Below are 18,866 nucleotides of genomic sequence, written 5' to 3'. Positions count from 1 at the left end.
CGCTGTTGGCGATTAGCCGGAAGCGCTCCTCGCTCTCCTTGAGAAGTTCCTTCGCCAGCGTTCGGTCGGTGATGTCGATATGGGCACCGACCAGGCGAAGGGGTTGCCCCATTTCGTCCCGTTCGATCTGCGCTTCACAGGCGATCCATCGCACCCGCCCGTCGCTTGGTCTGACGATCCGGTATTCGGACGAGTAACGCGTATCCGTACCGTGTACTGCCGCCAGAAAATGACGCAGTGCATGGTCGCGGTCGTCGGGATGAATCCGCTTGAGCCAGTCTTCGTGGGTGTCGACCGCGTCCGGGCTGAGTCCGTGGATCTCCAGGTATTCAGGCGAGCGGCGTCCGTTGTCGAAGCCATTCCTGAGATCGACGCTGACCCCTCCAATCCCGGCTATTCGCTGAATACGGGCGAGGTCATTCTCGCGATCCCCGAGGGCTCGTTCGGCGATCACGCGCTGCGTGGTTTCAACCACAATCGCGATCACGCCCGCCGGCTGGCCTGCCTCATTCAGGACCGGCGAATAGTCCAGATTCATCCAGACCTGTTCCGGACCGCCGTGCCGATAGAGGGTGAGTTCCTGATCCTTGTAGGCGAGGGTGCCGCCGCGGAGGCCTACCTTCATGACATGGTCGTTGAAATCGGCGACCTCAGGCCATCCCTCGCGCACTTTCGACCCAAGCAGTTGGGGATGTCGGCTGCCAGCGAAGCCCGAATAGGCGTCGTTGTAGATCATGACGCCATCTTCGCCCCACAGCAGCACGATGGGTACGGGGGACCGCAGCAGGGTATCAGTGACAGTTCTTAAACTCTGTGGCCACGCCACCAGCGGACCAAGGCTGGTTTTTGCCCAATCGAATTGCCGGATCAAGGCGCCAAGTTCACCGCCGCCGCTCGGAAATGATTCGCCCGATTTGGCAGCTACGCCTTCGTTCGGCAATTTTTCCCCCCAAAATACGCCGGTTACAACGTTGGGAAACGTTCCAATACGGCTTTAGTTCCAGGGCAGGCAACGTGCCAAAACAATCAGATCGGGGAAAGCGCCGCTGATCTCTCCCCAATCGATATCAGTCGGCGTCAGCCGACACGAATGCGGTATTTGAGCGTTCGCGTTGCAGCCGGGGCGATCTGCATCAGGCCTGGCTTGTCGCTAAATTCGCCATCAAAATCCGAAGGACTGGCGAACCCGTGCCAGGGCTCGATGCAGAGCAAATTCGCCCCCGGCTTCGACCAAATGCCGAGCTCTCGAAAGCCCTGCCAGGACACCTCGATCGATGGACCGTGATCGGCTGCGTAACGCACGCTCGAACTCGCGGGCTGATCCAGAATGATCGCGTCGTCCTCAAAGAGCTGTTCCGAAAGTGCCAGGGTTTTGCCTCGAACCGGATTAGGTTCCGGAAGTGCCCGGAGCAAACCGTCCTTGAGCCGGCGGATTGGCTGGTGCTCCTCGTTGGAGAAAGTGATCCGGTAGGCCTCCTTGTCCAAGTCAGGCAGCAACGGCCAATTGAACGCCGGATGCCCGCCGACCGAAGCCGGCAGCATTTCGTCGCCGGTATTGGTGACCTCGAAGGCCACGTCGAGATCCGCATCGTCCACTGTGTAGGTGACGGTCAGGCGAAACGCGAAGGGATAGCGGGCGCGGGTCTGCGTATCATCTGTCAGAACGAGCGTGCAGGATTTCGGCCCACGCGCGGTCCAGTCGAAGCGCCGGTCGCGCGCAAAACCATGCTGCGTCATCGGAAAGACCTTCCCTTGATGCCGCAACGTGTCGTTCTTCAACCGGCCGACAATTGGAAACAGGTTGGGAGCATGGCGCGGCCAGATCGCGCCAGCCTGCCAAAGCAGTTCAAGTCCTTGCGGGTTTCTGAGCGAAATCAGTTCTGCGCCGTCCGGCACGATGATCGCCGTGATGGCGTCACTGCGAAGCGTGTGGTGGTCTTGGCTCATGGTCTACTCGCTGGAAACGGCCTCGGACCCCGACGCGGCCTGCCTTGGACGCAGGCCGCGTGGGGCAGGGAGCAATCCGTCTCAGCCGCTGGCTTGCGATGCAAGACGATGCTTGACGATCAGCGCCAGCGGCACCGCATAGAAGAAATGCGACATGAAGCCGCCGATCACCACCATCGGGTCGAAGTAATCGGGATGGTTGGGGCCCGCGACCATGATCGCGGCATGCATGACGATCCAGATCACGACCGCATAGAACAGCGCCACCAGCGTCGCCTCATAGCCGCGGCGCCGGAAATAGGGCCACATCAATGCAAACAGCACACCCCACACGATCGTGAAAAAGAAGTGGATTCCGGTGCCGACGAAATAGGCCGCTGTTCCCAGCGACTCCTGCACCGCCTTGCCAAATACCAGGCCCGTCGCATTGCGCGGAATACCCGCCATCGGCATCAGATGCTGCACCCCGACCCAGATCAGGGCTTCGTAGATCCAGATAATCACGCCCCCGGTCAGTCCGCCGATCACACCGGCGCGGATCGCCGCTGCCCGATCTGACGTACCCCCGGCGTATGACGCCGCTTCCGATCGCGCTGCCGTACTGTAACTGCTACTCATGACTGTGCTTACTCCCCTTGCCGCCTGTTTTGGAAGCCGCTGTATCATTCAGCGTTCTTCCGGTCGGGCATTCTGCATCGGGGATCGATCCGCAACAAGGCTGCTTGTCAGGCCTTGCCTGGTCACTTGCCTTGCCATTTGCGTCGGCCAAAGCCTAATTCAGCACCCGCCTGCTGTCGGGGCTATCCAGCGAGAAGGTCGGCACGTCGATCTCGAACCGCTCGCCGCTTTCGCTTTCCATCTGGTAGCTGCCGGTCATGAAGCCCGATGCGGTCGCCAGCGGCACGCCGCTGGTATATTCGAAGCGCTCGCCCGGCGCGAGCACCGGCTGCTCGCCGACCACGCCTTCGCCGCGGACTTCCTGCTTGCGGCCCGAGGCGTCGGTGATGATCCAGTGCCGGGTCCGCAGTTGCACGGTCTCCGCGCCGGTATTCGTGATCACGATGGTGTAGGACCAGAAATACTGACGGTTTTCGGCCGACGAGCGTTCCGGCAGGAAGTTCGGTTCGACGGTGACTTCGATCTGGCGGGTAATGGCGCGGTACATGCAGGCTGATCTTCCGAAATCGTGCGGTATCATAACCAATAGCTCAGCTGGAACCCATCGCCGGGCCGGCATGGGCGACTGCCCTGCCACTGTAGCTCCAATCGTCGTTTCAACATAGTTCCGACCTAAAGCGCAACCGCGTGGCTTTCGGGGACGTAACTTGCGTGCAACTGGGGGCCGATACTATCTTCGCGTTCCGCAGAATAGACTAACCTGCTCCAGACGGTGCCAGATGACATCGATAGTCGATCGAATTGCCGGACCACCGCGTGCGGGCGCAGCGAACGTCGTTGTGGACGCCGCCGCGATGGCGCCGGCTGCGCCGGCTCCCGCCATTTCCGTTCCCGTCAGCGGCGAGCGCGAATTGCGGCTCGATCTGTTTCGCGGCCTTGCGCTATGGCTGATCTTCATCGATCACCTGCCGCCCAATTTCCTGACCTGGCTGACGATCCGCAACTACGGATTCAGCGACGCCACCGAAATTTTCATTTTCATCTCGGGCTACACGGCGGCTTTTGTTTACGGCCGCGCGATGCGGGAGTCCGGTTTCGTGATCGCCACCGCGCGCATCCTGCGCCGGGTCTGGCAGATCTATGTCGCACATGTCTTCCTGTTCACGATCTTTCTGGCGGAAATTTCCTACGTCGCCACCAGTTTCGAGAACCCGCTGTATTCGGAAGAAATGGGCATCATGGATTTTCTCAAGCAGCCGGACGTCACCATCGTCCAGGCGCTGCTGTTGAGATTTCGCCCGGTGAACATGGACGTGTTGCCGCTTTATATCGTGCTGATGCTTTTTCTGCCGGTGATCCTGTGGCTGATGAAGTGGAGAGCCGACATCACACTGGCTTTGTCGGTGCTGCTCTATGCCGCCACCTGGGAGTACGATCTGCATCTGTCGGCGTATCCGAACGGCTACTGGGTCTTCAATCCATTCGCCTGGCAATTGTTGTTCGTGTTCGGCGCCTGGTGCGCGCAGGGCGGCGCCAGGCGGATGTCGCGAATCCTTGCATCGCGGATCACGTTGGCGATTTCGGTCGCCTATCTGTTGGCGGCGTTCTGCGTCACGCTGACCTGGTACATGCCGCAGTTGAGCTATCTGATGCCGCGCCGGCTCGAGCAATGGATGTATCCCATCAGCAAGACCGACCTTGACGTGCTCAGGTTCGCGCATTTTCTGGCGCTGGCGGCCGTGACCGTGCGCTTCCTGCCCAAGGACTGGCCCGGATTGAAATCGCCCTGGCTGCGGCCGCTGATCCTGTGCGGGCAGCATTCGCTGGAGATTTTCTGCCTCGGCGTGTTCCTGGCATTCGCCGGGCATTTCGTGATGGCGGAAGTCTCCGGCGGGGCCGGGTTGCATTTCATTATCAGTATTTCCGGAATCCTGATTATGTCCGCCGCAGCATGGCTGTTTTCGTGGTACAAGCATTCTGCCGACAAGAACACGTCCCGGACAAAGGGCATCGGCGGCAACGCCGATATGGCGGGAGGGGGGTCATGAAGTCCGACTCAGGGGCTATCCTGGGCTTGATGATGCTGGCCGGTCTCTTGACCGTGGTCCCTGCGCGCGCCGAGGATGCCGCTGTCAGTTGCGAGGTCCCGGACTACCTGCTCGCCAGCGAAACCACCCTTCCCAAGGTCGCAGACGCCATAAAAAGCGGCCATTCGCTGGATATTCTGGTCATCGGCAGCCGGTCATCGACCATCAATACAACCAGTGCGTCAGAGGCGAGTGCCTATCCCGGCAGGTTGCAGGCGGTACTGAAGGAGAAATTGCCGTCGATCGCGGTTAACGTATCCGTGGAAATACAGGCCAAGAAGACCGCCGAAGAAGTCGCAGCCGGTATGGTTAAGCTGATGGAAGGCAAAAAGCCTACTTTGGTTATCTGGCAGACCGGCACCGTCGATGCTATGCGATCCACCGATCCCGAAGATTTTCGTAGCGGCGTCGACGGGGGAGTTGTTGCGCTGCAAGAGGCCGGAACTGACGTCATTCTGATGAATCTGCAATACAGCCCGCGCACGGAAACGATGATTTCCGCGCCGCCCTATCTGGATAATATGCGCGTGGTGGCGCAGCAGCACGATGTTCCGCTGTTCGACCGGTTCGCCATCATGCGGCACTGGAACGAGTCCGGAGAGTTCGACCTGTTCACCGCGTTCCATGGCATCGAGCTTGCCAAGCGTGTCCATGATTGCCTTGGCCGCGCGCTGTCGCAGTTTGTGATCGACGCGGCTCGCGTCAATCCGGCCCAGCAGAATTGAGGATCCAGCGTTTATGACGTTCACGAGTTTTCACCGCCCTTTTTGCAAAACGAATTTCTTTTGTAAAATGACGTTACTGGCCATCGCCGCGATCGCAGCGCCTGCGTTGCCGACGTCGGCCGCGCGCGCGCAGACGGCCGAGGTTACTCAACACGCCGCGTTATCCGCGGCCGCCCAATCCGACAGCTCGAAATCCGATAGCGCGAAGCCGTCTGCGCCGCAGGTGAACGGTGCCAGCGATGTTCCGCCGGTCGACGACGCAAATCCGTCGCAGCAAAAGGGCCTCACCGCCAAGGCGATCGAAACGGTGAAGCAGGTCGCGAAATCGGCCGGCGACATTTTCAGCCGCGTGCCGTGCCTGCCGCCCAAGGGCGGCGCCAAATCGATGGGATCGCTGCCGCATGTCGCCGGCAAGCTGGCTTCCGGAGAACCGGTGGTGATCGTCGCCTTCGGATCGTCTTCGACGTCAGGTTACGGCGCCACGTCGCCCGAATTCACCTATCCCAACCGGCTGGCGGCGCAGTTACGCCGGCAATATCCGGGAGCCGACATTACCGTCGTCAATCGCGGCAAGGGCGGCGACGACGCACCCGAAATGATGAAGCGGCTGCAGGAACAGGTGATCGACATGAAGCCGGATATGGTGATCTGGCAGGTCGGTACCAACGCGGTTTTGCGCAACCTCGATCCCGCCGAGACCGCAAAGCTGGTGGAGGACGGTATCGCGCGCATTCAGGCCGCGGGTGCCGATCTGGTGCTGGTCGATCCGCAGTATTCCCCGAGGGTCACCGAGCGCGCGGAAAGCGCGGGCCAGATGGTGAGGCTACTCCACAAGGTCGCTGATCTTCGCCATATCGGCATTTTTCCGCGCTTCGAGGTGATGCGTGAATGGCACGAGAACCAGGCGCTTCCGATCGACAGTTTCGTGATTGCCGACGGCCTGCACATGAACGACTGGGGCTATGCCTGCTTCGCCCAGTTGCTCGGCGACGACATCATCAAATCGGTCGGCCAGATCAAGCTTGGCGTCAACGTGCCATCCAGGGTGCGGGCCTATCGGCCGATGTGAGGCGCTCGCCGTCCATCACCGTCGTCCCGGCGAACGCCGGGACCCATAACCACAGGGCGTTGTTGCTGGAAGAAGGTGTCAACCACCGCCTTTGATCAGCGAGGCCGCGGCGTATGGGTCCCGGCGTTCGCCGGGACGACGATGAGTAAACCTCACGCCTTCTCCAGCGCCGTCTGCAGATCCTCGATCAGATCGTCGCGGTGCTCGAGGCCGGCCGAGAATCTGATAAAACCTTCGCTGATCCCGAGTTCCGCGCGCGCCTCCGGCGTCAATCGCTGATGCGTGGTGGTGGCCGGATGGGTGACGAGGCTCTTGGCGTCGCCGAGATTGTTCGAAATCCGCGCCAGCTTCAGCCCGTTGAGCGCGCGGAACGCCGCCGCCTTGCCGCCCTTGACCTCGAAGCCGATCAGCGTCGATCCGGCGCGCATCTGCTTCTTCACCACCGCCGCCTGCGGATGATCGGCGCGGCCCGGATAAATCAGCCGCGAGATTTTCGGATGCCGCGCCAGCGCTTCGGCGATAGCCGCGGCGGTTTCAGTCTGGGCGCGGACGCGGACCGCCAGCGTCTCCAGCCCCTTGAGCAGCATCCAGGCGTTGAATGGCGACATCGACGGGCCGGTCTGGCGCATGAAGGTATGGATGTGCTCGGTGATGAAGGCTTCCGACGACAGGATGATTCCGCCGAGGCAGCGGCCCTGGCCGTCGATGTGCTTGGTCGCGGAATACACCACGACATCGGCGCCCAGCGCCAGTGGGCTCTGCCAGATCGGCGTCGCAAACACATTGTCGACGATCAGCCGCGCGCCGGCCTTGTGCGCGATCTCGGCGATGGCGCCGATATCGAGCACGTCGAGCGTCGGGTTGGTCGGGCTCTCCAGGAAGCAGCTTTTGGTGTTCGGCTGCATCGCCTTCTTCCACTGGTCGAGATCGAGGCCGTCGACCAGGGTGGACTGGATGCCGTAGCGCGGCAGCAGATCTTCCACCACATAGCGGCACGATCCGAACATCGCCTTGGCCGCGACCACGTGATCGCCGGCCTTCAGCGGTGCCAGCACCGCCGTCGTCACCGCGGCCATGCCGGTGGCGGTGGCGCGGGCGGCTTCCGCGCCTTCGAGCTCGATCATGCGGCGCTCGAACATCGAGATGTTGGGATTGGAAAAGCGCGAATAGATGAAGCCGGGGTCCTCGCCCTTGAACCGCGCCTCGCATTGTTCGGCGGTGTCGTAGACGAAGCCCTGCGTCAGAAACAGCGCCTCGGATGTTTCGCCGAATTGCGAGCGCAAGGTGCCGGAATGGACCAGCCGGGTTTCCGGACGGTAGCGGGCCGTTGGCGAGGTGGGTGCGGCAGAATCAGACATGTGACCTCCATCGTGACCAGCCTTGAAAATGGTCACAAAAAAACCGGCCTGGAAAAATTCCACAGACCGGGATCACACGTGTCCCCGGCCTGTTTAGCGACTTATTTAACGTGGCTGCAAGCCGGCCGGCTCAAATCACCACGGGATAAGTCATGCTCTTATTCGGTCGCGCCCTTTCCGTCAAGGCGGCCATCGGATAACCGATAAAAGTCCATATTTTCAGCGTCTGGATGACGGTCACGAAGTCATCCCCGGGGACCTTAACCGTGTCGTTCACGCTTCAACCCGACGCCAATGGCATTCTGCCCGACCGCATGATCGCGGCGATGGCGGATGCCGGGCTGATCCTGCCCGCCTACCCCTTTGTCGAAAGCCAGATCCAGCCGGCGAGCCTCGATCTGCGTCTTGGCGACATTGCCTATCGGGTGCGCGCCAGTTTCCTGCCCGGACCGGGTGCGACGGTGGCGGAGCGGATCGACGAATTGAAGCTGCACGAAATCGACCTGACTGACGGCGCGGTGCTGGAAACCAACTGCGTCTACATCGTGCCGCTCTTGGAAAGTCTGGCACTGCCGCCGGAAATCATCGCCGCCGCCAATCCCAAGAGTTCGACCGGACGGCTCGATGTATTCACCCGGGTGATCGCGGATGGCACAAGGCGGTTCGACATGATCGGCGCCGGCTACCACGGTCCGCTTTATGCCGAGATCAGCCCGAAAACCTTTCCGGTATTGCTGCGCGAGGGATCGCGGCTGTCACAGGTGCGCTTTCGCACCGGCGATGCCATCCTGAGCGCCGACGAACTCGATGCGCTGCACGATCTGGAACGGCTGGTCGACGTGGATGATGCCGACCTCGTCAACGGCGTCGCGCTCAGCGTCGATCTCAGCGGCGCCAATGCCGGCGGTTTCGTCGGCTACCGCGCCAAGCGGCACACCGGCGTGATCGATATCGATCGCCGTGGCGGTTATGCGGTCGATGAATTCTGGGAGGCGATATCGGCGCGGCCCGACGGCAGCCTCATTCTCGATCCCGGCGAGTTCTACATTCTCGCCTCGAAGGAAGCCGTCCAGGTGCCGCCGGATTATGCCGCGGAGATGGTGCCGTTCGATCCCCTGGTCGGCGAATTCCGCGTGCATTATGCCGGCTTCTTCGATCCCGGCTTCGGCTATGCCGGCGCCGGCGGGCAGGGGTCCCGCGCGGTTCTGGAAGTGCGCTCGCGCGAGGTGCCGTTCATCCTCGAGCACGGCCAGATCGTCGGCCGCTTGGTCTATGAGAAAATGCTGGCCCGCCCCGACGCCCTCTACGGCCAGCGCATCGGCTCGAACTATCAGGCGCAGGGCCTGAAGCTGAGCAAGCATTTCCGGGTGTAGCGAGTTTACCGCGCCGCCGATTTCGGCGACGGCGTCACGCGCCAGACGGTGTTGCCGACATCGTCGGCGACCAGTAGCGCGCCCTGTCTGTCGATCCGAACGCCGACCGGCCGTCCCTGGGCCTCGCCGTCGGCGCTGAGGAAACCGGTCAGCACGTCCTGCGGTTTGCCCGAAGGCATGCCGTTGGCGAAGGGCACGAAGATCACCTTGTAGCCGGCGCGGGGATTCCGGTTCCAGGAGCCGTGCTGGCCGACGAAGGCGCCGTTGGCCATCTCGGGCGGAAACAGCTTGCCGGTATTGAAGGTCAGGCCCAAGGAGGCCGTATGCGCGCCGAGCGCATAATCCGGCGCGATCGCCTTCGCGACCAGATCGGGCCGCTGCGGTTCGACGCGGACGTCGACATGCTGGCCGTAATAGCTGTAGGGCCAGCCGTAGAATCCGCCGTCCTTGACCGAGGTCATATAGTCCGGAACCAGATCGTTGCCGAGTTCGTCGCGCTCGTTGACCGCAACCCACAGCGCGCCGCTTTGCGGCTGCCATGACGGCCCGTTCGGATTGCGCAGACCCGAGGCGAACACGCGCCATTGGCCGCTGGCACGATTGACTTCCAGCACGGCGGCGCGGTTGGCTTCGGCTTCCATGCCGTTTTCGCCGACATTGCTGTTGGAGCCGACGGTCGCGTAAAGTTTTGTGCCATCGGGACTGGCGGTAAGATCCTTGGTCCAGTGATGGTTGATGCGGCCGGCGGGCAGGTCCGCGAGCTTGACGCCGGGGGTGGTAATTCTGGTGTCGCCGGTGTGGTAAGGGAATTTCATGATCGCATCGGAATCGGCGACATAGAAATCGTTGCCGACCAGCGCCATGCCAAACGGTGAATTCAGCCCTTCGAGAAAAACCGTCCTGGTTTCGGCGACGCCGTCGCCATCCGCGTCCCGCAGCAGCGTGATGCGGTTGGCGGTGGGCGTGGTGGCGCCAGCGCGGCCCATCACGAACTTTGTCGCCCAGGCCTTGATGCCGCTGCCGTCGTCGGGCTTCGGCGGGGCGTTGGTCTCGGCCACCAGCACGTCGCCATTGGGCAGGACGTAAACCGTGCGCGGATGGTCGAGCCCGGTGGCGAAGGCATTGACCGCCATTCCGTTGGCGGCGGTGGGTTTGCCGCCGGCGGCCCAGCCGATCGCCTTGGCCACATTGACCGTCGGAAACCACGAGCTTTGCGGCGCCGGCAAAGTGGGCGAAGGCCCAAAGGTCTGTTCGGTGACGGCGCTGTCCTGCTCGTTGCAGGCGGCGAGCGGAAGCGTGAGTATCCCAATACACGTCGCCAGCAGAAGATGTCTGGCCGCCATCATATGGTTGCGCATGCTTGTTCCTCCCTGTGGCGATACAATACGGAAAGCCGGTTGATGTTCACAGCCTTTGCCCAAAAAACAGTTCTGGCCATGAAATTCGTGTGAAATGGGCGGCCCGGGCCTATGCTCATCGCCAACGAAAAAACGCAAAAGCGGACGGGGGAGTGAAGATGACGGAGGTGCAGGACGGCGCGCAGGCCGCGAAGTGGCTGCGATGGCGAGGTGTCGCCGACCTCTATCATGCCTGTTTCACCGGACTTATTCTCACCGTGGTGACGCGGCGCGGAACATCGGATGCCGCGGAATTCGTGTTCCGGGTTTTCCGCCGCCAGCAGCAGGAACGCTTCCTGCCGGGCCTCGACAAGCTCGGCCTCAGCCATTTGCCGCCGGCGGTCGCGGCCGCGCAATATCACTATCTCTCCAACTGGATCGGCGGCGTCCGCGTCGAATACATGTACGAGTCGGATCGCAAGGCCTGGATCCGCTATCCGCCGCCGCGCTGGATCTGGAAGGGAACCGCGATCTGCGGCGTGCCCGGCGAAGTCTCGCGCGCGATGCTGCGCGGCTGGCACGCCAACAATGGCGTCGCGCTCGGCAATACAAAACTCGGCTTCGTCTGTACCAAACAAAGCGTCGACGGTCAGGACGGACTTGAAGGTTATTACTGCGAATACGATCACGCGCTCGAGCCCGATCAGCGCCTGGTGTTCGCGCGTCATCTCGAGGCACCATTGTTCGATCCCGCCACCGCGCCGGCGCTGCCGGTTGCGAGCTGGCCCAGGCCGCGGCTCGAAAAAGCCTATCGCAATTACGCGATGGAATATGTGCGCACCGCCGCCCCGGTCATGGTGCAATTGTTCGGCCCCGAAGATGCCGGCTATCTCCTGCATCTGACCGGCAAGCTGATCGGCATGCAGTATTTCGAGGAGGTCGCGCGCGGCCTCTGCGCCAGCGGGGCAACCGCACGAGATTTTGCGGCATTCCTGCTCGCGCTGTTCGAAGCGCAGGACGACATCGCAGGGATCACCGAAACCGGCGGTGCCTTTGAGATCCGGCAGCAGACCTGGAAGCTCATGGCCGGTGTCGCCGATGATCATCCGGCTTGCGCGCGCGTCCTGCAAGGATTGGTCGAAGGTCTGGCGGCCGGCTGCGGCCGGCGCATCGCCGTTGATATGAGACCGGCAGCAGGCGGTGGCCTGCCCTTTGTCTGGTCGATCGGCTGATTGAACTTCCCGCATCGCGGCATATCGAAGGCGAATGAATTGCGCAGGCGGCCCATGCGTCTGCCGCAGGAGGAATCGGATTCGTTCGTGCTAGGAACCAGCACGGCGCGGCAATCAGATCGGGCCTAGAGCATGATCCGGAAAAGTGGGAACCGGTTTTCCCTCGCGACAAACGCCGGAGGCGTTAGCGCGGAGATCATGCTCAAACAAGAGAATGGACGACGAGCATGATTCAACCCGGTTGAATCATGCTTTAGGGAGAAACAATTGCCCGATATCGCGGTCGCCGAGATGCCCGTCGACGAGGAGGAGCGTCCGCTTCCGCCGCCCGAGCCGCGGCTGAAAGATGCGCTGCTCGACGGCCCGATCTTGCCCACGCTGTTGTGGCTGGCGTGGCCCAATGTGATTGCGCTCAGCGCCGGCACCTGCGTGGTCATCGCCGAGACCTCCTATATCGGCCGGCTCGGGGTAGAGTCGCTGGCGGCGATGGCGCTGGTGTTTCCGTTTGTGGTCCTGACCATGACGATGTCGGGCGGCGCGATGGGCGGTGGCGTGGCGTCCGCGATTGCGCGTTCACTCGGCGCCGGCGATGTCGAGCGCGCCTCGACGCTGGCCGCCCACGCCCTGCTGATCGGCATCTGCTTCGGGCTGACCTTCATGCTGGTGATGCTGATTTTCGGCCCCGCGCTGCTGGCCTTGCTCGGCGGCCGCGGCGATGTGCTGGCTAATGCCATCGGCTATGCACAGATTTTTTTCGGCGGTGCGGTGCTGCCCTGGCTGATGAACTGCATGGCGGGTGTCCTGCGCGGCACCGGCAACATGAAACTGCCGTCGCTGATGATCCTCAGCTCCGCGGTGTTTCAGATCATTCTCGGCGGCACGCTCGGTCTTGGTTTGGGTCCGATTCCGCCATTCGGCATGCGGGGCGTCGCGGCCGGATCGCTGATCGCCTACCTGATCAGCATATCGGTGATGGGGTGGTATTTGTTTTCCGGGCGGGCGCGCGTCATTCCCAGGATCAGGGGACTACGCATTCGCCGGGCGATGTTCATCGATATCCTGAAAGTCGGCCTGGTCTCGTGCTTTTCGCCGCTGCAATCGGTGCTGACCATCAGTATCTTCACCCACATGCTGGCGGGTTTCGGCACCGCGGTGCTGGCCGGCTACGGCATCGGGGCGCGGCTCGAATTCATGCTGACCTCGGTGGCCTTCGCGGTCGGCATCGCGTCGGTGCCGATGATCGGGATGGCGATCGGCGCCGGACGGGTGGCGCGGGCGCGGCGGATTGCCTGGACCGCGGGCCTGGTGTCGTTCGTTTCCGTCGGCCTGATCGGCACCTTGATCGCGATCTTTCCGGATCTGTGGGTCAACATCTTCACTGGCGATCCCGGCGTGCGCGCCGCCAGCCGGGAATATCTGTCGACCGCGGCACCGATGTACGCCTTCATCGGGCTCGCGATGTCGATGTATTTTTCATCGCAGGGCGCGGCCAAGGTGATCGGGCCGGTGCTGGCGCAAAGCGCACGGCTGTTGTTGATCGGCGGCGGCGGCTGGTGGCTGTCGAACCATGACGCGACGGCCGCGAACTTTTTCGTGCTGGCGGCCGCATCGATGGTGGCGCTCGGCGTGTTCTCGGCCTCGAGCGTCATTCTGACGCGGTGGGCGCCGAAGCGCGACGTGATGACGCCGGTCCGTGCTGCCCTGTCCGGCGTCGTTGAGTAGCGGGTGCTAGCGTCGCCGGTGCCGCCGGTGACCGTATCCGCCGCCGAAATTGGCCATCCGCATCAGTTGCGGAATCATGCTCATCATCTCGCCGCCCCCGCCGCCGCCGAGCATGCCCATGATGTCGCCGCCGCCGATACCGGCGCCGATACCCTCCGGAGCAAAGCCCGCGCCGCCACCGAGGCCGCCGGGGATGCCGCCGCCACCCAGCATGCCGCCCAAGCCGCCGCCGCCGCCGCTGCCGTCCATCATCTTGCTCATCATCGGCCCCATGGTCTGCATCATCATGGCGAAGCGGCGCTTGCCCATTTTCGCCTTCATCATTTCGAGCATCGGCGCCATCTGGGTCATCATGTCGCCGCCGCCTCCGCCGCCGAAGCCGGCCAGCTGGGCCTTCGCCGGCGCCGATGTGAGGGTCAACAGCAACAGCAGCGTCGCTGCCTGGCACACTACTCTGTCAGCACCTGTCATGGCTCTGTCCTCGTATGCGTAGCGCCGCGGAAGCGGTGCAAACCGGACGCATGAGGCGAGGCTTACGCAAGCGCGCGCCCGGCTTCTGTGAGAAAGATCACGTTGCCTGCTACGCGGGGCCGCGATCCAGGGCTTTCTGCATCGCGAGAACAGCCTGATCCATCTGGCCGGCGATATAGGGCGCGATGTCGTTGGGCAAGAGGTCGACAACCCAGATCAGCCGGGCGCGCGCCTCGCCGTCGGCGGCGCCTCCATCGGCCACGACTTGCACCGACGCGTTATAATGTTTCACCCGTTCGCTGATCACGGCATAGACCAGCCGCTGCCGTGTGTCGTCGCAATCGACCAGCAGTTCGTGCGCGACGGTGCCGTTGGCGAAGGTGACGATGCGCGCCTCGCCGTCGAGACGCGCGTCGAGCACGAATCCCGGCGCCAGCCGCCGATGCACGGCGCCGAAATCGCGCACCGCTGCCCACACGTCCGAGGGCCGGGCGTCGATCGGGATTTCCCTGTGAATGGAAGCCATGTGATGTGATCCTCAAGTCACGCGCAAACCGCCTCGACATTGTTGCCATCGGGGTCGATCAGGAACGCGGCGAAATAGGTCGGGCTGTAATCGGCCCGCGGGCCGGCGGCGCCGTTGTCGCGGCCGCCGGCGGTTGCGCCCGCGCTGTGAAATGTCCGGATCGCCGCGTGATCGGGGGCGCGGAACGCGATGTGGGCGCCGGCGCCCGCGTCGCCCTTGTGCGGATACAGCCACAGCGCCGGTTCGCCCTTGGGCCCGAAACCCGCGCCGCTCTCATCGTGCGAGCACAGGACATATCCGAGCGGCGCCAGGGCCGCGGTGTAAAACCGCACGCTGGCGTCGAGATTTTTAACCTTCAATCCGATGTGGTCGTACATGCTGATCTCCAATGGATGCGCGCGCGAAAAGGCGCGGAGGAGATCACCCTAATCAGTGCAGGTTCGGCGGTTCTTGGAAAATCTTGCGCTTGCCACGCGCGGCTTGCCGGAATCGCAGTGGTGAGACGCCGGCGGCGCGGTGAAAGGTGCGGACGAAATTGGAGAGATCGCCGAATCCGACATCATAGGCAATGTCGGTGACGGAAATGTCATTGTCGGAAGTATCTTGCTCGGCCAAAAGCCGCGCCGCGTGACGCAGTCGCGAGCGCACCAGATATTGGTGCGGGGTGACGCCGAGCACGCTCGAAAACAGCCGCAGGAAGTGGAACGGGCTGGTGTTGGCCTGGGCGGCGGTCCGTTCCAGATCGATCTGCTGGCGCGAATGCGCGTCGATCCACAGCGCGGCTTCCACCGCCCGGCGGCGATCCCGCGTCGAGGCCGCCATCGGCTTTGCGCGCCGCCCGGACACGACGTCGACAAAGCGGCTGGCGAATATTTGTCCGATCTCGTCGAGGCCGATATCGCTGCGGCCCAGGGCTGCGGCCTGCCCAAGCTCGCCCAGCACCATCAATTCGGGTAGCGGCGGCGCGCTGCCGATCTGCCAGATGTCGCGCCGGTCGCCGATCGCCTCCACCAGTTCCGGGCTCAGAAAAAACGACAGGCATTCGTCGCCGCAGACATGATCGTGGCTGCAGACATATTCGTCGCCGGGATGGCCCACTAAAACCGACCCCGTCACCAGCTCGAACGTCCGGCCGCGGGTTGTGCAGCCGAAGCTGCCCTTGCGCACATAGGAGACGGAATGACAGCGATGCAGTTCGGCGAACGGTTGATCGCCCGGCCCGGCGCTGCAGCGGAAGTCGGACACCGTGATCGATTGGCGCTGCAACAAAGTGGTCGCGGTCATGCCGCGATTTTAGCCCTGCGGGCGTGGCGGAGCAACCGGCAGCAGCACGTCGAACAGGGTCTTGCTGCTGATGGTGTGGGCGCCCTCGATCGACAGCAGCCGGCGCTTGGAGATGGCGCCGCCGCTCGGCGAGATCTTGTCGGTGTAGCTGCCGGCCTCGAGCACGCGATGGCACGGCACGATGATCATGAACGGGTTACGGGCAATCGCCTGCGCGACCGAGTGCGCGGCGCCCGACGCCCTCAAGGCGGCGGCGACTTCGCCATAGGTGCGGGTTTCGCCGCGCGGGATGGTCCGGGCGAATGCGTAAACCCGGGCATTGAAGGCGTGGATGCCGCTCATGTCGAGCGTGACGTCGGTCAGATCGCAAGGTTCGCCACGCAGCATCGCGACGATGCCCTCGATCGCAATTTCGACATTCAGCGGCGGACGCGTTTCGCGCGCCTCGGGATACTGGCGCAGCATCCGGCCCCTGGTTTCGATTTCGCGGGCCTCCGGCAGTTGCACGCCGACAATACCGAAACTGCCCCATGCGATGCCGCATCGGCCGATTCCGGTGTCGAATATAGTGTACCCACGCCCCGCCATTACGCATTCCCCCGACGGCATCATATCACCGTCACAAACCGCCGCACCTGGAAAATGCGGGTTCGGTTAAGGCCGGTGCGGGGGTGACGGGTCAACCGGCCTGGCGGATCGCGCGGTCTCCGGTCGCGCAGCGATCTTGCTGGCTTTCGACGCCAACGCATCGGCGCATCAGCTAGGAAGGCGCGGTGCCGTTCGGTGCTGCCTCGGGGAGGCGGTGAACACTCTGCCCGATATGGCCGATTTCCCGGGACATAACGGCATCGCACCAGATCTGGAATCCAGCCTCGCGCGCCCGATCGCAAAATACATAGTCCTCGCCGATGATGGCGCCATGGGAATCGGTCTCGAACCGAAAGTACGGTTTGGAGAGCTTGTCGAAGACAGCCATCTTGATCAGCAGGCAGCCGGTTGGAATGCGCTGCATTTCAAGAAGATCGCCCGACAAAACGGCCGGCTGCTCGGCGAGCTTGGTGCCGAGGATCTCGAACGGCGCCACACGCTTGGTGTAGGTTGCGCCAACGATGTCCTTGCCGTGAAGCAGGAGACGGAAAAGCGCGGTCGGCGGGAATAGCATGTCGCTATCGAGGAAGAATATGAAGTCTGCCTTGAAATCCCTGGCATGCTCGACGCCGTTATTGCGCGCCTGCGCCACGATCGACGATTTGACCGTAATCAGTTGCAAGGGCAGTCCGGCGGACGCCATGCAGAGCTGAGCATAGGCCATGGCGAAATCGGCATGCACCATGTCGCCCGACGGTACGGCGATGGCGACACGAGGCAGCGGCGAATCCATTTTCTGATAGTCCACGTTTCTAATAGTCTACGGCTTGCGCTGGCGGGTCAATTGTCTTTCCGGCGTTCCAATGCGGACGCCGGGAGGCGCAAATTTTGAAACATGGCAAATTTTGAAACATGGAATGGGTCCGGCGTGTCCACCGGACCCAAATCGACGCGCGCTGTACTAAACCTGATAATTGATCAGCAATGCACTGATGGATGCCGCGGACGCGCTGGAGGTTCCACCCGCGCCGTAGGTCGAGGCGGTCGATTGTGAATCCTGAAGCAGCTTCAGGAAATCCTGGATGATATTGCTGACATCGCTGCTGGTGCTGCTGGACGATGTACTGCTCGACGACGTGCTGCTTGTCGAAGACGTGCTGGCTTCGGCCAATAAATCCTGAATTGAAAATCCGGTGCCGGTCGAGGACGTGCTGCTGGTTGAAGACGTGCCGTTGCCCGACAACAGGATCTCGATGGTGAACCCGGTGCTACTCGCAGATGAGGTAGAGGATGACGATGTGCCACCGGACGGCGGCGGTCCGGGCGGCGGCCCTCCGGCACCCTGCGGACCACCCGACCCTCCGGGACCGCCTGAGAAGGCATTGGCGAAGACGTTTTGAAGCTCGGTGGCCTGAGCGCTCGTCAAGGTGCCGTTGCTGACCTCATTGGAAATAAGGCTGTTGATCTTGGTGCCGATGGAGCCCGGCGAAGGTGGCTGACCATTCGACGATTGGCTGCTCGACTGACCGCTGGTCAATGCGGAGTTGATATCGGTGAGCGCGGTAGACAGCGCGCTCTGGTCGCTGGAACTGATCGTTCCCGCGGATACCTCTGACTGCAACTCCTGCTGCAGCCTTTGAAGCGGAGAATATGCGTTACTGGAAGTCGCGGAAATCGAACTCATGGTGTGTGCCCCGTTTTGCTAAGCCGTTGCGACCCTAGGGGTTTTATCGTTAATGAGACCTTTCCGTTCCGGTGCAGATATATGGCGATAGCTTGCGCTGGTGCGCTCAGCAACATTCGGTGACAAATTTCCTCGATGCGGGTCGCTGGTTGTCTGCCCATGGCTCAACGTCGAGCGTCAAAGCCATGGTTGAGCGGCTGGCCGACGGGATGGTCGTTCGCTGGCGAACCAAGCCATCCATGATGGCTTACGCCACCGCCAACGAGGCTCGGGTATTGGCGCGTCTCAAAATCGCAGTATAAGATCACGGGTAACCGCAAGATCGGACGCCAAGACCGGCAAGGAAATGGCCAACAAGATCGACGGAAAATACCAGCTAAGTCGTTGATATGCGGGCGTAGTTCAATGGTAGAACGGCAGCTTCCCAAGCTGCATACGAGGGTTCGATTCCCTTCGCCCGCTCCAAATTCGCACCGGCTTGCCCGAGCGACGCCAGCGGACTTGAACCTATCTTTCCGGATCGATCACGCGTAGGGTTTTGCTGTCGCAAGACGATGGCGCTGAACCTTAGAGCGGACTGCGGGCAGACCCGGGGGCAGTACCCGGCGCCTCCACCTGAGCAGCCCTTGAGCTTAAAGGTCTCACTTCGGCAAAAGATTTTGTCGGTGAGATCGATTCTGCCGGAAGGCAAAATCGCCGTTATCGGGTCAAAAACCTAAATGCAAACGATAACGTTGCATTGAACGAAGTGCGCCTCGCGGCGTAACCTGTTCGGGGTCCGGAGCACCTGGCAACAGAAGCTTCATCGCCGCGTCAACCCTCGGGTTGGCGCGGCTTTGTTTTGG

19 protein-coding genes, 1 tRNA gene, 1 other RNA gene and 1 riboswitch are annotated in these 18,866 nt (G+C 62.4%); of the genes, 8 read left to right on the top strand and 13 right to left on the bottom strand.

Annotated elements, in window-relative coordinates; translation table 11 throughout:
- From ABR948_RS08255 to apaG, 4 genes are all read right to left on the bottom strand, one after another.
- Positions 1–940: PAS domain-containing protein (locus ABR948_RS08255; protein WP_428115650.1), on the bottom strand; the 940-nt coding region annotated here is incomplete at its 3' end.
- A 137-nt stretch (positions 941–1,077) separates the two neighbouring features.
- The gene (locus tag ABR948_RS08250; RefSeq protein WP_428115647.1) at positions 1,078–1,947 is read right to left on the bottom strand and encodes an aldose 1-epimerase family protein; all 870 of its coding nucleotides are present in this window, start codon (positions 1,945–1,947) and stop codon (positions 1,078–1,080) included.
- An 81-nt stretch (positions 1,948–2,028) separates the two neighbouring features.
- Positions 2,029–2,565 carry a hypothetical protein gene (locus ABR948_RS08245; protein ID WP_428115645.1) on the bottom strand — a complete coding sequence of 179 codons (537 nt, stop codon included), beginning with the start codon at positions 2,563–2,565 and terminating at the stop codon, positions 2,029–2,031.
- A gap of 154 nt (positions 2,566–2,719) precedes the next feature.
- Complete coding sequence (gene apaG / locus ABR948_RS08240) at positions 2,720–3,112, bottom strand: Co2+/Mg2+ efflux protein ApaG (protein ID WP_428115642.1); 393 nt, start codon at positions 3,110–3,112, stop codon at positions 2,720–2,722.
- Positions 3,113–3,344: 232 nt separating this feature from the next.
- Between apaG and ABR948_RS08235 the strand changes: the two genes are divergently transcribed.
- The 3 genes from ABR948_RS08235 to ABR948_RS08225 all read left to right on the top strand — a co-directional run bounded on the left by ABR948_RS08235 (position 3,345) and on the right by ABR948_RS08225 (position 6,446).
- The gene (locus ABR948_RS08235; RefSeq protein WP_428115639.1) at positions 3,345–4,613 is read left to right on the top strand and encodes an OpgC domain-containing protein; all 1,269 of its coding nucleotides are present in this window, start codon (positions 3,345–3,347) and stop codon (positions 4,611–4,613) included.
- Complete coding sequence (locus ABR948_RS08230) at positions 4,610–5,377, top strand: SGNH/GDSL hydrolase family protein (protein WP_428115668.1); 768 nt, start codon at positions 4,610–4,612, stop codon at positions 5,375–5,377. The genes ABR948_RS08235 and ABR948_RS08230 overlap by 4 nt, the downstream gene beginning before the upstream one ends.
- Before the next feature lie 67 nt (positions 5,378–5,444).
- Positions 5,445–6,446 carry an SGNH/GDSL hydrolase family protein gene (locus ABR948_RS08225; protein WP_428115637.1) on the top strand — a complete coding sequence of 334 codons (1,002 nt, stop codon included), beginning with the start codon at positions 5,445–5,447 and terminating at the stop codon, positions 6,444–6,446.
- 152 nt (positions 6,447–6,598) lie between these two features.
- Here ABR948_RS08225 and ABR948_RS08220 read toward each other — a convergent pair whose 3' ends face one another.
- Positions 6,599–7,804: an O-succinylhomoserine sulfhydrylase gene (locus ABR948_RS08220; RefSeq protein WP_428115635.1), complete on the bottom strand. Its 1,206-nt coding sequence runs from the start codon at positions 7,802–7,804 to the stop codon at positions 6,599–6,601.
- A 72-nt stretch (positions 7,805–7,876) separates the two neighbouring features.
- Positions 7,877–7,956, bottom strand: a riboswitch (SAM riboswitch).
- Positions 7,957–8,034: 78 nt separating this feature from the next.
- Between ABR948_RS08220 and ABR948_RS08215 the strand changes: the two genes are divergently transcribed.
- Positions 8,035–9,177 (top strand): 2'-deoxycytidine 5'-triphosphate deaminase, encoded by a 1,143-nt coding sequence (locus tag ABR948_RS08215; protein WP_428115632.1) that lies wholly within the window; start codon positions 8,035–8,037, stop codon positions 9,175–9,177.
- 5 nt (positions 9,178–9,182) lie between these two features.
- Here ABR948_RS08215 and ABR948_RS08210 read toward each other — a convergent pair whose 3' ends face one another.
- Entirely contained in the window at positions 9,183–10,535 is a 1,353-nt protein-coding gene (locus ABR948_RS08210) for a PQQ-dependent sugar dehydrogenase (RefSeq protein ID WP_428115630.1), read from the bottom strand.
- Between the two features lie 158 nt (positions 10,536–10,693).
- Between ABR948_RS08210 and ABR948_RS08205 the strand changes: the two genes are divergently transcribed.
- Entirely contained in the window at positions 10,694–11,746 is a 1,053-nt protein-coding gene (locus ABR948_RS08205) for a hypothetical protein (RefSeq protein WP_428115627.1), read from the top strand.
- Between the two features lie 291 nt (positions 11,747–12,037).
- On the top strand, positions 12,038–13,468 hold the full coding sequence (locus ABR948_RS08200; RefSeq protein WP_428115665.1) for an MATE family efflux transporter: 1,431 nt from the start codon (positions 12,038–12,040) through the stop codon (positions 13,466–13,468).
- A 6-nt stretch (positions 13,469–13,474) separates the two neighbouring features.
- Here the strand turns inward: ABR948_RS08200 and ABR948_RS08195 are convergent, their stop codons facing one another.
- From ABR948_RS08195 to ABR948_RS08165, 7 genes are all read right to left on the bottom strand, one after another.
- Positions 13,475–13,939 carry a hypothetical protein gene (locus tag ABR948_RS08195; RefSeq protein ID WP_428115625.1) on the bottom strand — a complete coding sequence of 155 codons (465 nt, stop codon included), beginning with the start codon at positions 13,937–13,939 and terminating at the stop codon, positions 13,475–13,477.
- Positions 13,940–14,048: 109 nt separating this feature from the next.
- Entirely contained in the window at positions 14,049–14,465 is a 417-nt protein-coding gene (locus ABR948_RS08190) for an SRPBCC family protein (RefSeq protein ID WP_428115623.1), read from the bottom strand.
- 17 nt (positions 14,466–14,482) lie between these two features.
- Positions 14,483–14,842, bottom strand: a complete 360-nt coding sequence (locus tag ABR948_RS08185; RefSeq protein WP_428115620.1) for a VOC family protein — start codon at positions 14,840–14,842, stop codon at positions 14,483–14,485.
- 52 nt (positions 14,843–14,894) lie between these two features.
- The gene (locus ABR948_RS08180) at positions 14,895–15,749 is read right to left on the bottom strand and encodes a helix-turn-helix transcriptional regulator (RefSeq protein WP_428115617.1); all 855 of its coding nucleotides are present in this window, start codon (positions 15,747–15,749) and stop codon (positions 14,895–14,897) included.
- Between the two features lie 9 nt (positions 15,750–15,758).
- Positions 15,759–16,337 carry a methylated-DNA--[protein]-cysteine S-methyltransferase gene (locus ABR948_RS08175; RefSeq protein ID WP_428115615.1) on the bottom strand — a complete coding sequence of 193 codons (579 nt, stop codon included), beginning with the start codon at positions 16,335–16,337 and terminating at the stop codon, positions 15,759–15,761.
- Positions 16,338–16,509: 172 nt separating this feature from the next.
- Positions 16,510–17,130: a glycosyltransferase family protein gene (locus ABR948_RS08170; RefSeq protein WP_428115612.1), complete on the bottom strand. Its 621-nt coding sequence runs from the start codon at positions 17,128–17,130 to the stop codon at positions 16,510–16,512.
- A gap of 168 nt (positions 17,131–17,298) precedes the next feature.
- Complete coding sequence (locus ABR948_RS08165; RefSeq protein WP_428115609.1) at positions 17,299–18,021, bottom strand: hypothetical protein; 723 nt, start codon at positions 18,019–18,021, stop codon at positions 17,299–17,301.
- Between the two features lie 391 nt (positions 18,022–18,412).
- Here ABR948_RS08165 and ABR948_RS08160 point away from each other — a divergent pair.
- Positions 18,413–18,486: transfer RNA gene (locus ABR948_RS08160), tRNA-Gly, on the top strand.
- 39 nt (positions 18,487–18,525) lie between these two features.
- Positions 18,526–18,829, top strand: a transfer-messenger RNA (tmRNA) gene (ssrA, locus tag ABR948_RS08155).
- Positions 18,830–18,866 lie beyond the last annotated feature (37 nt).

Source organism: Bradyrhizobium sp., from assembly GCF_050014615.1.
GTDB lineage: Bacteria > Pseudomonadota > Alphaproteobacteria > Rhizobiales > Xanthobacteraceae > Bradyrhizobium.
The sequence above is the reverse complement of the archived record's forward strand: the minus strand, read 5'-3'. Positions and strand labels throughout refer to the sequence as shown.

Excerpts from the sequence above, each read along its gene's own strand:
- ABR948_RS08190 (WP_428115623.1), bottom strand. The coding sequence starts at position 14,465 with ATGGCTTCCATTCACAGGGAAATCCCGATCGACGCCCGGCCCTCGGAC.
- ABR948_RS08170 (WP_428115612.1), bottom strand. The coding sequence starts at position 17,130 with ATGGATTCGCCGCTGCCTCGTGTCGCCATCGCCGTACCGTCGGGCGAC.
- ABR948_RS08195 (WP_428115625.1), bottom strand. The coding sequence starts at position 13,939 with ATGACAGGTGCTGACAGAGTAGTGTGCCAGGCAGCGACGCTGCTGTTG.
- ABR948_RS08215 (WP_428115632.1), top strand. The coding sequence starts at position 8,035 with ATGACGGTCACGAAGTCATCCCCGGGGACCTTAACCGTGTCGTTCACG.
- ABR948_RS08180 (WP_428115617.1), bottom strand. The coding sequence starts at position 15,749 with ATGACCGCGACCACTTTGTTGCAGCGCCAATCGATCACGGTGTCCGAC.
- ABR948_RS08200 (WP_428115665.1), top strand. The coding sequence starts at position 12,038 with ATGCCCGTCGACGAGGAGGAGCGTCCGCTTCCGCCGCCCGAGCCGCGG.
- ABR948_RS08205 (WP_428115627.1), top strand. The coding sequence starts at position 10,694 with ATGACGGAGGTGCAGGACGGCGCGCAGGCCGCGAAGTGGCTGCGATGG.
- ABR948_RS08165 (WP_428115609.1), bottom strand. The coding sequence starts at position 18,021 with ATGAGTTCGATTTCCGCGACTTCCAGTAACGCATATTCTCCGCTTCAA.
- ABR948_RS08210 (WP_428115630.1), bottom strand. The coding sequence starts at position 10,535 with ATGCGCAACCATATGATGGCGGCCAGACATCTTCTGCTGGCGACGTGT.
- ABR948_RS08175 (WP_428115615.1), bottom strand. The coding sequence starts at position 16,337 with ATGGCGGGGCGTGGGTACACTATATTCGACACCGGAATCGGCCGATGC.
- ABR948_RS08225 (WP_428115637.1), top strand. The coding sequence starts at position 5,445 with ATGACGTTACTGGCCATCGCCGCGATCGCAGCGCCTGCGTTGCCGACG.
- apaG (WP_428115642.1), bottom strand. The coding sequence starts at position 3,112 with ATGTACCGCGCCATTACCCGCCAGATCGAAGTCACCGTCGAACCGAAC.
- ABR948_RS08230 (WP_428115668.1), top strand. The coding sequence starts at position 4,610 with ATGAAGTCCGACTCAGGGGCTATCCTGGGCTTGATGATGCTGGCCGGT.
- ABR948_RS08185 (WP_428115620.1), bottom strand. The coding sequence starts at position 14,842 with ATGTACGACCACATCGGATTGAAGGTTAAAAATCTCGACGCCAGCGTG.
- ABR948_RS08220 (WP_428115635.1), bottom strand. The coding sequence starts at position 7,804 with ATGTCTGATTCTGCCGCACCCACCTCGCCAACGGCCCGCTACCGTCCG.
- ABR948_RS08250 (WP_428115647.1), bottom strand. The coding sequence starts at position 1,947 with ATGAGCCAAGACCACCACACGCTTCGCAGTGACGCCATCACGGCGATC.
- ABR948_RS08245 (WP_428115645.1), bottom strand. The coding sequence starts at position 2,565 with ATGAGTAGCAGTTACAGTACGGCAGCGCGATCGGAAGCGGCGTCATAC.
- ABR948_RS08235 (WP_428115639.1), top strand. The coding sequence starts at position 3,345 with ATGACATCGATAGTCGATCGAATTGCCGGACCACCGCGTGCGGGCGCA.